Genomic DNA, 12,688 nt, shown 5'->3' with positions numbered 1-12,688 from the left:
CGCGTCCCGGCGGCATGATGGCGGTCAAGCCGGCAGGAAGACGTGGAAGGTGCTGCCCTCGCCGGGGACGGAATCCACCCAGACCCGGCCGTCGGCCCGCTCGACGATCTTCTTGACGATGGCCAGCCCGATGCCGGTGCCCTCGAACTTGTCGCGGGTGTGCAGGCGCTGGAAGATGCCGAAGATGCGCTCGGAAAATTGCGGGTCGATGCCCAGGCCGTTGTCGGCCACCGACACCACCCAGCCGTCGGCATCCTTGCGGGCGGCGACGCGGACGATGGGGGTGCGTTCCGGGTGGCTGTATTTCAGGGCGTTGCCGATCAGGTTCTGGAACAGGCGCACCATGTCGTCGCGGACCAGGCGCAGCACCGGCATGCCGGAGGACCGTTCCACCTGGGCGCCGGATTCGACAATGGCGGTGCGCAGGTTGGCGATGGCCTCGTCGATGACGTCGCCCATGTTGACCGCCTCCACCGGCAGGGAGCGGTGGCCGATGCGCGAGAATTCCAGCAGGTCGATGATCAACCGGTCCATGCGCTTGGCGCCGTCGCGGGCATAGGTGATGTAGTCCCGCGCATCGCCGTCCAGGGTCGGGCCGTAGCGGCGCTCCAGCAGCGATACGAAACTGGCCACCTGGCGCAGCGGCTCGCGCAGGTCGTGGCTGGCCACGTAGGCGAACTGTTCGAGATCGGCGTTGGAACGCGACAGTTCGGTGGCCTGGAGGGTCAGCGCCTGTTCCGACGCCAGCCGGTCGCTGATGTCGCGGAACACCAGCACGGCACCCTTGACGGTGCCTTCGTCCAGGATGCCGGTGACGATGAATTCCACCGGAAAGCCGGCTCCATTGGTCCGCCAGAAGGTCTCGCCCAGCACCTCGCGGGTTTCGCCGTCGCCCAGGGTGCGGCTGACCGGGCAGTCCTCGCCGGGATAGGTCGAGCCGTCGGGGCGGCTGTGGTGGTTGGCGGCGTGCAGGTTGAGGCCGATGGGATTGTCGTGCTCCCAGCCCAGCATGGCCCGGGCGGCGGGGTTCATGAAGGTGACGTTTCCGGCGGTATCGATGCCGCAGATGCCCTCGCCCGCCGTGGTCAGGATCAGTTCGGCCTCGCGCCGGGCCCGTTCGGTGGCCTTCTGGGCCTTCTCCTCGGCCTTCATGGCGCGCAGCAGGATCAGGGCCAGCAGGCCGATGGCCACGCTGACCAGCCCGGCGATGGCCACCAGGGTGGCCGTCTCGCGGCGCCAGGGGGCCAGCAGGTCGTCGATGCCGGCGGTGACGATGACGATCAGCGGATAGTCGCGCAGTCGCTGGAACGACACCATGCGCTCCTTGCCGTCGACGAACTGGCTGGACGAGCGGAAGATCCCCCGGAGCGACAGGGCGTAGTTCTCCTTGAAGGACGGCGTATCGGCGATGTTGAGGCCGATCACGTGGTCCTCCTGCGGCACCCGGAACAGGAAGGTGCCGTCGGCCCTGAGGATGGCCACCGAACCGGACGGCTTGATGCGCTCGGCCTCGAAGGTCTTGGTGATGCGGTCCAGTTCGATGGCGGCGAACAGCACGCCCACGTCGCCGCCGCCCTTGTCCACCGGGATGGAGACGGGAATGCCCCACTTGCCGCTCACCCGGCTGATCACCGGGTTGCCGATGAAGAAGCCGCGGGTCTCCATGCGGGTCTGGGCCTTGACGTAGTCGCGGTCCGAGACGTCGGCCAGGGGCCGGGGGCCGCGCCGGGGGATGTAGTGCAGCCCGCCCGACCGGGTCACCATGCGGATTTCCAGCATACCGTCCGACATGTGGCGCAGGCGGTCCACCAGGGCGATGAACGAGGGCGTGTCGCCGGGGTCGAGATGGGGATGTTCGGCCAGCCAGTGATTGCTGACCGTCAACGAGGTCTCGGCGTGGCGGAACAGGCGCAGCGTCTGTTCCTCGGCCGCCGTGGTCAGCTGTTCGAGGATCACGGTGTTGGAGACGAGGATCTTCTTGCGCTGCGACCACGACCAGTAGGCGACGAAGCCCCACAGCACCAGGAGCATCACTCCCAGCAATCCCACCACGATCCGGCGATTGGAGGGGCGAAGATCCACCGGGGCGGCGCCTAGCGGCTTTCCTGGAAGCGGACTGGCTCGCCCGCCGCCGAGCCCAGCAATTGCCCGTCGCGCATCACCGTCAGGCCGCGCACGATGGTGGCGATGGGCCAGCCGGTGACCTTGCGCCCGTCGAAGGGTGTCCAGCCGCAGCGGCTTTCGATCCAGCCGTTGGTGATGGTGCGCTCGGCCCGCATGTCCACGATGGTGAAGTCGGCGTCGTAGCCCACCGCGATGCGGCCCTTGCCGGTGATGTTGTAGATGCGGGCCGGCCCGGCGCTGGTCAGGTCCACCAGGCGTTCCAGGCTGAGGCGGCCCTGGTTGACATGGTCGAGCATGATGGGCACCAGGGTCTGCACCCCGGTCATGCCTGACGGGCTGGCGGGGTAGGGCTTGTCCTTTTCCTCGCGGGTGTGGGGCGCGTGGTCCGAGCCCAGCACGTCCACCGTGCCGTCGGTGATGGCCTTCCACAGGGCGTCGCGGTGGCGGGCCTCGCGGATGGGCGGGTTCATCTGGGCGTAGGTGCCCAGCCGCTCGTAGCATTCGGGGGCCGCCAGGGTCAGGTGCTGGGGCGTGGTCTCCACCGTGGCGAGATCCTTGTGCCCGCCCAGGAAGGCCATTTCCTCGGCGGTGGTGACGTGCAGCACGTGGACGCGCCGCCCGGCCTTTTCCGCCAGACTGATCAGCCGGGTGGTGGCCTTCAGGGCGGTTTCCTCGTCGCGCCACTGGTGATGGACGCGGGGATGCGCCCCTTCCTCGGCCAGATGCTTGCGCTCGATCAGGCGGCCCTCGTCCTCGCAATGGACGGCGATGCGGCGGAAGCCCTGGGCCAGAACGGCGGCCAGGGTGGAATCGTCGTCCACCAGCAGGCTGCCGGTACTTGATCCCATGAACACCTTGACGCCGGCGCAGCCGGGGATGCGCTCCCACTCGGCCAGATGGCCGACATTGTCCGAGGCGGCGCCGATGAAGAAGGCATGGTCCACCCAGGCGCGGCCCCGGGCGCGGGCCAGCTTGTCGCGGATGGCGTCGGCGGTGGTGGTGGACGGCTTGGTGTTGGGCATCTCGAAGATGGCCACCACGCCGCCCTGGGCGGCGGCCCGCGTGCCGCTCTCCAGATCCTCCTTGTGCTCGAGGCCCGGTTCGCGGAAATGCACCTGGGTGTCGATCACGCCGGGCAACACGGTCAGGCCGCGCAGGTCGATTTCGTCGGCGGCCGAGGCGCCCAGCAGGTCGCCGATGGCCCGGATGCGGCCGTCGGACACCGCGATGTCGGTGCGCTGGGGTCCGTTGGGCGTCACGGCGATGCCATTGCGCAGGATCAGGTCGAAGGTCTGGGCCATGGCACTCTCCAACTGGAAATTCGGATGATTATACCGTATCCGCCAACTCGGAAAAGGTATCACCACTCGGAATCCGCCCGAGAACGTGCCGCCGGTGCCACAAGGCATAGAACAGCAGGGTCCAGCAGGCGAAGGCGGTGTCCTTCGAGCACTCCTTGAACAGGCGCCTGACCTTGCCGGGATGGCAGATTTCCTCGATGCCGGGCTGGCGGGCCACCAGTTGGCCGATCTCGGGCCGGGCCGCGATCCACTCGCCCACCGGCACGGTGAAGCCGCGCTTCTTCTCGAAGGGCCGGGCGGCGGGCAGCGCCGTTTCCAGCCAGCGGCGCAGCAGCCACTTGCCCAACCCCTTGCGGACCTTCATGTGGTCGGGCAGGCGGAAGGCGAAGGCCGCCACCACCGGGTCGAGGAAGGGCACGCGGCCCTCGATGCCGTTGGCCATCAGGCAGCGGTCGGCCTTGGCCAGCAGGTCGTTGGGCAGCCAGTCGGCGCAATCCACCGCCTGGGCCGCCTGCAGGCGGGTGCGGCCGGGCAGGGCCTCGGCCCGCTCGGCCAGCTTGATGCCGTGGCGCCAGTGATTGGTGACGCCGTCCCGCAGAACACCCAGCCCGTCGAAGGTGCCGCTCCGCCGCATGGGCTTGGTCAGCGGCCAGGGGCGCATGGCGTGGCGGTAGCGGCCATAGCCGCCGAACAGCTCGTCGCCGCCCTCGCCCGACAGGATGACCTTGACCTCCTTCCTGGCCTCCATGGCCAGCTTGAAGGTGGGCAGGCAGGCGTAATCGGCCGCCGGATCATCCATGGCGGCGGCGACAAGGGGCAGCAGGGTCCAGAAATCCGTCTCCCCGAACTCCACCTCCACATGCCGCGCGCCGGTGGCGCGAGCCAGATCGCGGGCGTGGGCGCGCTCGTCGTGGACCCGGGTGCCGGGGAAGCCGGCGGTGAAGGCCAGCACGCCCCTGGGGTTGAGCCGGGCCATCAGGGCCAGCACCACCGAGGAATCGATGCCGCCCGACAGGAACATGCCGTAGGGCACGTCCGAGCGCTGGTGCAGTTCCACCGATTCGGTCAGCACGTCGTCCAGTTCATCCAGCAGGCGGTCGGGGCTGCCCTCCAGCGGGCCGCCGGCCGGAAGCGCGGGCAGGCGGCGGCTTTCCTGGACGCAGCCGGCCTCCGCCACCACCGTCTCGCCGGGGCCCAGGCGGCGGATGCCCTTGAAGATGGTCTTTGTCCCGGTGGTGAACTGCAATTGCAGCAGCTCGGCCAGGGCGACCGGGTCCAACTGGGGCCGGGCCAGCCCGGCGGCGATCAGCGCCTGGGGCTCGGAGGCGAAGGCCAGGCCGGGGGCCTGCTCCACCAGATAGAGCGGCTTGATGCCGAACGGGTCGCGGGCCAGGACCAGCCGTTCCGCCCCGGCATCGTGGATGGCGATGGCGTACATGCCGCGCAGGGACCGGGCGAAGGCCGGGCCCTGGTGGCGGTAGAGGTGGAGCGGCGGCTCGCAATCGGAGCCGGTGGCGAAGGCCTGCCCCGCCATGTCCGACTTGAGCTCCAGGTAGTTGTAGACCTCGCCGTTGGCCACGATGGCGTTGCCCTGGCCGTCCAGGATGGGCTGCTTGCCGCCCTCCAGGTCGATGATGGACAGCCGGTTCTGCACCAGCCCCACATTGCCCGCCACATGGCGTCCGCGCCCGTCGGGGCCGCGATGGGCCAGTGCCTCGGCCAGACGGTCCAGCACCGATTCGTCGGGCGGGCCGTTGGCGGTCATCACGCCGGCGATGCCGCACATCAGCGTTTCACCGTGTCGAAGAATTCCAGGTAGCGCGCCACCACGGCGTCTTCCGTGAACCGGCGCTCATAGGCGGTGCGGCCCGCCGCGGCCAGGGCGCGGGCGGTGTCGGGCTCGGCCAGCAGGCGGCGGATGGCCCCGGCCAGCGCCTGCTCGTCGTCCACCGGCGTCAGCAGCCCGTCCACCCCGTCGGAGATCAGTTGCCTGGGCCCCTGGGAGGCGCAGGCCACGACGGGCCGGGCGGCGGCCCAGGCCTCGATCACCACGTTGCCCAGCGGCTCGTGGCGCGACGGGCAGACGAACAAATCGCCGGTGGCGTACAGCGCCGCCACGTCGTCGCGCCAGCCGAGGAAGCGCACCCGGGGCTTGACCGACAGGTGGGCGGCCAGGGATTCTAGCTCGCCGCGCTCCGGCCCTTCGCCGGCGATCCACAGATAGCAGTCGTGCACCTGCTCCACCGCCTTCAGCAGCACGTCGAAGGCCTTGTTGGCATGCAGCCGGCCCATGGCGACGATCAGCGGGGCGCCGGGCGGGGTGTCGAACGAGGCGCGCGGCAGCGGCGCGGCACCTTTGGAATCGGCGACGAAGTTGGGGACGTAATGGACCTGCCCGGCCGGTCTGCCCTGGGCGATGATCCAGTCGCGGATGTCCGGGGTGTTGCCGATCAGGTGGTCGCACTGGCGGTAGTATTTAAGGTCGTAATAGCCGCCCAGCCGGCCCACCGTCACATGGGGCCCCCCGGGCACGAAGCGGCTGGCCCGATTCATCCAGGTCAGCACGATGTCCGGCCTGAACCTCCCGACCTCGCGGCGGAAACGCCAGTGGGTGGCGAGGTCGAGCGCCCCGCCGAACGGCGCCTCCACCACCTCGAGGCCCTGGCCGCGCAGCCGGGCGGCGCGGTTTGGGTTGTCGCGGATCAGCAGGCGCTGGGTCACCCCGGCGCGGGCCAAGGCGGGGGCCAGACGCTCGAAGAAGGCTTCCGCGCCGCCATGGGGCGCGCCGGCCATGGCCTGCAGCAGCCGGGTCATTTCAGCCAGCCTTCCAGGGTGGCCGCCGCCGTGTCCCAGGTGCGGGTCTTCCACAGGGCGCGGGCCTCGGCGCCCATCTGCCGTTGGACCGACCGGTCGGTCAGCAGCAGGACGGCCAGATTGGCGAAGGCGTCGTCGTCGGGGGCCGAGTAGCCCGTCACCCCGTCGGCGATGCGCTCGCTTGCGGCGCCCAGCGGGCGGATCACCGCCGGGCAGCCGGCCGCCTGGCTTTCCATCAGGGTGAAGCAGCCCATGTCGTCGGCATGGCCGGGAAACAGGTGGACGCGGGCCTCGCGCAGCGCCTCGGCCATCAGATGGTCGCCCTGGGGGCGGTGGACGCTGACGCCGTGGGCGGCGGCGGCCGCGACCTTGGCGGCCAGGGGGCGCAGCGCCGCGTCGGTCTCGGCCCCTTCGGCGGCGGCGGCCAGGGTCATGGAATGGATGTGCAGTTCGGAATCGGGCGCCCTGGGCCGGATCTTGGCCACCCACAGGTCCAGCAGCCAGTCCAGGCCGTGGGCGGGATGAGTGGTGACGATGGCGCGCGGCGGCTCCTGGGGGCGCGGCTCGCCGCTCAGGTAATCGGGGCGCACCGCCATGGGCAGCAGGCCGGCGGCCAGCCCCTTGGCCTTGAAGTCCCTGGCCTGGGCCTCGGCGACCAGCAGCAGCAGCGGCTTGTGGGTGTCGAGCATGGCCCGCGCCGCCGGACGCTCCAGCAGGCGGCCCGGCCCGGTGTGCCAGAGCGCCCGCCGGCCGGCATGGCGGACGAATTCCAGCAGCAGCGGCTTGCGATAGGCGATCAGGACGTCGGTCCGCAGCGGCTTCCGGCCGTCGAAGGTCTCCCACTGGGCGCTCTCGATATGCATGCCCCAGCGGCAGCGGTTGAACACCTGCACCGTATGGCCCAGCCGCGCCAGGGCGCCGGGCAGCGAGGCGAAGGCCTTCTCCGCCCCGCCCAGCGGGCGCGAGGCGGCGGAATAGCCGTCGAAGGGAATGGAATCGTCCACAAGGGTGATATGCATGGCCCGAGTCTTATAGGACGCCATCGAAGCCTTGTCATCCCGGCTGGTTTGACCCACCCTTGCCGTGGACGGGTTGCCTGAGAGGATTTGGCTGATGAGCGACAAGGTCTTTGTGCGTCTGGAACAGCGCGCCGTGTTGGAAGTGGGGGGCGAGGACCGCCGCGCCTTCCTGCAGGGGCTGGTCTCCAACGACATGAACAAGGTGGCCGGCGACCGCGCCGTGTTCACCGCCCTGCTGACCCCCCAGGGCAAGTTCCTCTTCGACCTGTTCGTGGTGGAACTGGGCGACCTCTTCCTGGTCGAGGCCGAGGCGGCGCGCATCGAGGAGCTGCGCAAGAAGCTGTCCATGTACAAGCTGCGCTCGCAGGTGACCCTGGCCGTTTCCGCCCATACGGCGGTGTTCGGCCTGATGGGCGACGGCGCCGCCGCCGTCTTCGACCTGCCCGCCGAGGCGGGCGCCGCCACCGAATTCGCCGGCGGCACGGTCTTCGTCGATCCCCGCCTGGCCGGGGCCGGCCTGCGCGCCCTGCTGCCCGCCGACGGCGGCCCCCGCGTGCTGGAGGCCAACGGGTTCACGCCGGCGCCGTTCGAGGCGTGGGACGAGGCCCGCATCCGTCTGGGCCTGCCCGACGGCTCGCGCGATCTCGAGGTGGACAAGGCCCTGCTGCTGGAAAACGGCTTCGAGGAACTGAACGGCGTCGATTTCAACAAGGGCTGCTACATGGGCCAGGAACTGACGGCGCGGACCAAATACCGCGGCCTGGTCCGGAAGCGCCTGATGCCGGTGGAAATCTCCGGCCCGGCCCCCGAAGCGGGCGCCCCGCTCCTCCTGGCCGAGGCGGAAGCCGGCGAGATGCGCTCCCATTGCGGAAACGTGGGCCTCGCCCTGGTGCGGTTGGAACAGTTCCGCGCCAACGGCGGAGCGGGCCTCGCCGCCGGCGGCGCCACCCTGGTCGCCGCCAAGCCCAAATGGGCGGTGTTCCCCGAGGAATGAACGGAAACCCCGCCCCCCGATCGCCGGGCACGCTTCTTCATGGGAAATTGGCGCAACCGGTAGGATTCGAACCTACGACCTCTGCCTTCGGAGAGTTTCTGACCATCATAATTTCTTTGTCAAGTCTCAACTTTAAAACGATGTCTTTGGCGACAAAAGTTGAGGAAAACTCGGGTGTTCATCGTTCGTTGAATTGACAGACCTATGCCATACTTTCTACCATCGTTTGGCGGTAAGTTTTGGGGACGATCCGGGGACGCTGATGGCAAATGGTAAGTTACTGACCGAGCAAGGTTCTCGGGCCAGGGCTAATGCAGCAGTGATTCCAGCTTCGGCCGAGGAATCAGCCAACGAGTTTCGATTCGAAGACATCCCAGTAATACTGCGAAAAAAGCAAGGCAGGGCCATTTGGACGGCCCGCATCACCATCGCTCCGGCCCCTGGGGCATTCAGCATCAACAACGACGGCAACCGACTTGAACGGAGCACCGGGGAAAGTGACCTAGACAGAGCGAAAGATAAGGCCCGCCAGCTATACGCCGCGCTGAACTACCGTGTTGAACGGGGCGAAAGCCTGCACCCAAAGGCGTTCAGCGGGTTGGTGACCGAATACCTTCGCTGGTTGGATGAGCGTGTTCGGCTGGGTCTGGTCAAGACCTATTTCCGTTCCCGCGTCAGCACCACCTTGGAGCGCTATTTTGCTCCATATTTCGGTGACAGACTCATCGACACGATTACCAGCGCCGATTTGGTCCGCTACCACGAATGGCGCGAATCCTATGCTTCTGACTACCAGGGCAAAGCGTTTATCAAGTACGAACGCCAAGGCAAGGAACTGATCCGTCCATTCACGCCCGTAGTTCCCGGACCAGCGACGCTTCGGAAGGAACGTCAGCAATTCTATCACTTCATGGAATTCGCAGCGAGCCGAGGCTACATCCGGGCAGAGGGGATTCCACGATTCAAGCGGTTGTCGGGGAGCGGCAGTGTCCGGTTGGCATTTACCCCGGACGAAATCGAGCGCCTTCAAAAGGTATCGGCGGCCCGATGTCGCAAACACCTTCACGCCATTCAACGCCGCGCCATGGTGATCAACCACTACCGCATGCTGGCCCTATACCTAACAGGCTTGCGCCCTGTTGAAGCGTCGCGCCTTCGATTTCGCGATCTTATTTCTGGCGCAGATAAGGCAGGCGAAATTTCCTACCTCGTCCGCTTGCGGCCCGAGCACCTTAAGAGGGCTGATGTTCGCAAACACATCCGCACGGTGACGCCGCAGTCTGGATTTCGGTCAGTCATCGACAACCTGAAAAAAGCCTACCACCACTTTGACGAACATGAGGTGACCGAGGACGATTTCGTGTTCCACGACAAAGACCGCACACCCAATCGCAACACCGCAAAGCCATTTGTTGAACTGCTGGATGCCGCGAAGTTTGCCAGGGGGGCGCGTTACAAAAGCCATTATGCATTGGGATCGTTCCGGCACACATTCATCACTGACAGGTTGTACGAACGCCAAGACCTTGGCTTTGTATCGCGGTGGACCGGGACATCGATAGAAATGATTGATCGGCACTATTCTCACGTCCTGTCGGAGATGGAGCACCAAGAGCCCCGTCCACCCAACACCGTGGTGGTGCTGCCCCATTCACTGGATTACCTGTTGGGAAAGGTTGATATCGATCCCACCGAGGATGGGCCAACCGTTTTCAGTACAGCGAAGGCGATTGAACCTGCCTCGGACTTAGATCGACGCAGAAAAGAATGGGGCGGCGACGTGTCGGAGTTTTTACGGATCATGCGAGATGTCTATGGCGATGAGTTCGTCACGCTCCCAATCGATCAAAAGCTGGGAGAAATCCACGACTTTGTGGGGGAGCGCTGCTTTAATTCGGCAGAAGCACACCAATTTTTGACCCTGGTGAACGAAGCTCTTGATGTCGAGACCGGCATCGTTCTGTAGGAACCAGATCGGCTTTTGCTGACTGACAAGAAGCTGGGTCAAGGACCGGACACCATGCGGAGACGGCATTTACAGCCCGCAGGAATAGCTGCATATAAACAACCCTGCCGAGTATACCGCGCCAGCCCCCTTCCTTTCGAACTCCAATCATATGGTGGGGTGGCTTGAATTGGGCCGCAGCCACTCTGCGGCCCAATTCCTAGCTATTTACGATGTCAAGGAGCGATAACCAGGACAAACATGCCATACCGTCACCTCGTTGTCGATAACACTTTAACGTGTATATATTGGATACGCCCAGAAGGCCGCCCCCGGCCTATCGGCCCATCTAATCCGGCGCAAATAGAACCAGGAAACCGGATGCATCATTGATGGCAAGGCCTACGGCACGCCGCTTAAGGTGTTCATTACGAATCCCCCAGGGACGAATAGCGGAACGAGGGTCGCCGCTGTCAGAAACGCGGCGGCGCATCCGCTGCCGCAATATCTTAGTGAAAAAGGTCTTCTGGCAGGTCAAACCTCAGAGGGAGCACCTCGACGTCATCTCCATCATCATCATCATCATGATCAGAATAAAATACCGGATTTGATAGACTTTCCGCCTCTTCCTCCGAGCTTGCCGAAATAATCTCCACGTATTCCTCATGGTATAAATACCATCGTCTTGTAACAACCTTGTATCTCATCTCGCCTCCTTCTGCTGTTTTGTTTGTGTATTGAAAGATACGTCATATCATTAGCGATGCCGCCATACGGCGCATGGCAGCAACTCCGCCCGCTGTCTCGCTTGACCAAGGTTCAGCGAGATGTCTCGGTCACCTCCCGTTGACATCGGAATCTGTCTCACTAGCGTCGCATTTGACTTTTGGGACGCATTGGATACAATGCCTAAGATCTCATTGAGACACTTTGCCTGGAGATACCTATGCTCATCGGCTATGCCCGCACCTCCACCATGGACCAGAAGGCCAGCATCGAAGCCCAGGCCCGTGACCTGACCGCTGCCGGGTGCGACAAGTTGTTCAGCGAACAGGTCTCCTCGGTGGATGTCGGGAACCGGGAACAGCTTGCCCTGGCGCTGGACTTCATCCGCGAGGGCGATGTCTTGGTGGTCACCAAGCTGGACCGGCTGGCCCGTTCGGTCGGTCACCTGCTGACGATCATGGACACCATCAAGACCAAGGGCGCGGACCTCCGCATCCTCAACATGGGCATCGACACCGCCACCCCCACCGGCAAATTGATGCTGACCGTGCTGGGCGGGGTCGCCGAGTTTGAAAGGGAGATCATGCTGGAGCGCCAGAGAGAGGGCATCGCCAGGGCAAAGTCCCAGGGCAAATACAAAGGCCGGAAACCGACTGCGAGGGCCAAGGAAGAAGATGTCCTGCGCCTTAAGTCGGACGGGATCGGTGCCACGGAGATCGCAAAGCGTCTGGGGATCGGACGGGCATCGGTTTATCGGCTACTCGCCGCCGGTTAACTATTCCGGCCTGCCTCAACACGCGCCCAGACATCTGCCCATGCCTTGATCTCCAGAGCCCGCAACCCCTTTATGCCCTGCTCGTATTCAGACAACAGGCCTTTTTCGTTACAGTTCTTGATCTCATCGATGGTCGCTTCGACGATGCCGTCAATGTTCAAAATCAGCGCCAATAGGGCTTCGACAGATGGTCGTCGTCCCCGTGACTTCGACGAACTAAGATAGCTCTCGCTTCGGTTCATGATCTCCCCGAACCGTCTGCCAGATTGAACAGCCCCAAGGCTACTTAACTCCCTATATATTTCATCAATTTCAAGCATTAGCCCTATCTCCTGCATGATGTTGCAGGCATATTTATATAAGATTGAAGTGCCATATGGATGTATATTATGCATATAAAATATGCGACATGTTAGCGTGCAATTGCGTGCATTTGTGCTGCACTAATGTTTATGTAGTTAATGTGTATATATCCATCTATCAGATGATCTAAACTCAACATTTGTTTCTATCGCAATTCTTTTTAGCTTACTCACCCATAACGCCTCCCACTCTCTGTTGAAAGCAACAGCTTCATTGCCGATGCCGCCGCATGAATACCTGAATATCTGCTTTGTCATGTAGCCATACAGGTTGGAGACAGCCACCTCGGTTGCTTGATTTTCGTATACAGGCTTCACAACAACCCTCCATCGGCCCAGCCATGTTCGCTTTAATTCCTCGGCAAGCTTCTCCACGGCACAGCAGGTGCAGGCCACCAAAAAATGGATGTGCAGGTTTATGATCCGCTCGTGATCCGAAATCGGGGGAACCAGCATGTCTTCAAACAATGATTGTCTATGGCCATGGATATCCGATGATCGGCACAGATCGATTTCAAAAAATCCGCGAATCCGAAGACCAGGAAGGCGGCGAGCGCGAGTTAGGCCGATCCACTTTTTCTTGAAAGCCGCCATTTCGTTCAATATATCGCTCCGAATTGACTCGGCT

At 64.2% G+C, this 12,688-nt stretch carries 11 protein-coding genes; 3 read left to right on the top strand and 8 right to left on the bottom strand.

Going from position 1 to position 12,688, the window contains the following annotated elements; translation table 11 throughout:
- Nucleotides 1–24: 24 nt before the first annotated feature.
- Genes H261_RS00650 through H261_RS00630 form a run of 5 tightly spaced genes read right to left on the bottom strand, consistent with a single transcriptional unit; the run spans nucleotide 25 to nucleotide 7,258 of the window.
- Nucleotides 25–2,082, bottom strand: coding sequence for an ATP-binding protein (locus tag H261_RS00650; RefSeq protein WP_040475534.1), 2,058 nt, complete (start codon nucleotides 2,080–2,082; stop codon nucleotides 25–27).
- Nucleotides 2,083–2,093: 11 nt separating this feature from the next.
- Entirely contained in the window at nucleotides 2,094–3,425 is a 1,332-nt protein-coding gene (locus tag H261_RS00645) for a dihydroorotase (RefSeq protein ID WP_008613172.1), read from the bottom strand.
- Nucleotides 3,426–3,453: 28 nt separating this feature from the next.
- Nucleotides 3,454–5,211, bottom strand: a complete 1,758-nt coding sequence (gene asnB / locus H261_RS00640) for an asparagine synthase (glutamine-hydrolyzing) (RefSeq protein ID WP_008613171.1) — start codon at nucleotides 5,209–5,211, stop codon at nucleotides 3,454–3,456.
- A complete protein-coding gene (locus H261_RS00635) occupies nucleotides 5,211–6,239 on the bottom strand; it encodes a glycosyltransferase (RefSeq protein WP_008613170.1) in 1,029 nt (342 codons plus the stop codon). Before H261_RS00635 ends, asnB begins: the two co-directional genes overlap by 1 nt.
- Nucleotides 6,236–7,258 carry a glycosyltransferase gene (locus tag H261_RS00630; protein ID WP_008613169.1) on the bottom strand — a complete coding sequence of 341 codons (1,023 nt, stop codon included), beginning with the start codon at nucleotides 7,256–7,258 and terminating at the stop codon, nucleotides 6,236–6,238. The genes H261_RS00635 and H261_RS00630 overlap by 4 nt, the downstream gene beginning before the upstream one ends.
- A gap of 94 nt (nucleotides 7,259–7,352) precedes the next feature.
- Here H261_RS00630 and ygfZ point away from each other — a divergent pair, with 94 nt between their 5' ends.
- Nucleotides 7,353–8,252, top strand: coding sequence for a CAF17-like 4Fe-4S cluster assembly/insertion protein YgfZ (gene ygfZ / locus H261_RS00625; RefSeq protein WP_008613168.1), 900 nt, complete (start codon nucleotides 7,353–7,355; stop codon nucleotides 8,250–8,252).
- Nucleotides 8,253–8,514: 262 nt separating this feature from the next.
- Nucleotides 8,515–10,218 (top strand): site-specific integrase, encoded by a 1,704-nt coding sequence (locus H261_RS00620; protein ID WP_052004121.1) that lies wholly within the window; start codon nucleotides 8,515–8,517, stop codon nucleotides 10,216–10,218.
- A 488-nt stretch (nucleotides 10,219–10,706) separates the two neighbouring features.
- On the opposite strand, the gene H261_RS24700 is transcribed toward H261_RS00620, so the two are convergent.
- On the bottom strand, nucleotides 10,707–10,904 hold the full coding sequence (locus H261_RS24700; protein ID WP_152426623.1) for a hypothetical protein: 198 nt from the start codon (nucleotides 10,902–10,904) through the stop codon (nucleotides 10,707–10,709).
- A 239-nt stretch (nucleotides 10,905–11,143) separates the two neighbouring features.
- Between H261_RS24700 and H261_RS00615 the strand changes: the two genes are divergently transcribed.
- Entirely contained in the window at nucleotides 11,144–11,698 is a 555-nt protein-coding gene (locus H261_RS00615) for a recombinase family protein (protein ID WP_008613165.1), read from the top strand.
- Here H261_RS00615 and H261_RS24695 read toward each other — a convergent pair.
- Nucleotides 11,695–12,018: a DUF6626 family protein gene (locus H261_RS24695; protein ID WP_152426622.1), complete on the bottom strand. Its 324-nt coding sequence runs from the start codon at nucleotides 12,016–12,018 to the stop codon at nucleotides 11,695–11,697. The two genes, H261_RS00615 and H261_RS24695, sit on opposite strands and share 4 nt — an antisense overlap.
- A 138-nt stretch (nucleotides 12,019–12,156) precedes the next feature.
- Nucleotides 12,157–12,663, bottom strand: coding sequence for a hypothetical protein (locus tag H261_RS24690; protein ID WP_152426621.1), 507 nt, complete (start codon nucleotides 12,661–12,663; stop codon nucleotides 12,157–12,159).
- Nucleotides 12,664–12,688 lie beyond the last annotated feature (25 nt).

It is taken from the genome of Paramagnetospirillum caucaseum, from assembly GCF_000342045.1.
In the GTDB taxonomy this organism is placed as follows: domain Bacteria; phylum Pseudomonadota; class Alphaproteobacteria; order Rhodospirillales; family Magnetospirillaceae; genus Phaeospirillum; species Phaeospirillum caucaseum.
The sequence above is the reverse complement of the archived record's forward strand: the minus strand, read 5'-3'. Positions and strand labels throughout refer to the sequence as shown.

What these genes read in the sequence shown, in the direction of transcription:
- asnB (WP_008613171.1), bottom strand. Translation starts at nt 5,211, where the DNA reads ATGTGCGGCATCGCCGGCGTGATGACCGCCAACGGCCCGCCCGACGAA.
- H261_RS24695 (WP_152426622.1), bottom strand. Translation starts at nt 12,018, where the DNA reads ATGCTTGAAATTGATGAAATATATAGGGAGTTAAGTAGCCTTGGGGCT.
- H261_RS00635 (WP_008613170.1), bottom strand. Translation starts at nt 6,239, where the DNA reads ATGACCCGGCTGCTGCAGGCCATGGCCGGCGCGCCCCATGGCGGCGCG.
- H261_RS24700 (WP_152426623.1), bottom strand. Translation starts at nt 10,904, where the DNA reads ATGAGATACAAGGTTGTTACAAGACGATGGTATTTATACCATGAGGAA.
- H261_RS00620 (WP_052004121.1), top strand. Translation starts at nt 8,515, where the DNA reads ATGGCAAATGGTAAGTTACTGACCGAGCAAGGTTCTCGGGCCAGGGCT.
- ygfZ (WP_008613168.1), top strand. Translation starts at nt 7,353, where the DNA reads ATGAGCGACAAGGTCTTTGTGCGTCTGGAACAGCGCGCCGTGTTGGAA.
- H261_RS00645 (WP_008613172.1), bottom strand. Translation starts at nt 3,425, where the DNA reads ATGGCCCAGACCTTCGACCTGATCCTGCGCAATGGCATCGCCGTGACG.
- H261_RS00630 (WP_008613169.1), bottom strand. Translation starts at nt 7,258, where the DNA reads ATGCATATCACCCTTGTGGACGATTCCATTCCCTTCGACGGCTATTCC.
- H261_RS00615 (WP_008613165.1), top strand. Translation starts at nt 11,144, where the DNA reads ATGCTCATCGGCTATGCCCGCACCTCCACCATGGACCAGAAGGCCAGC.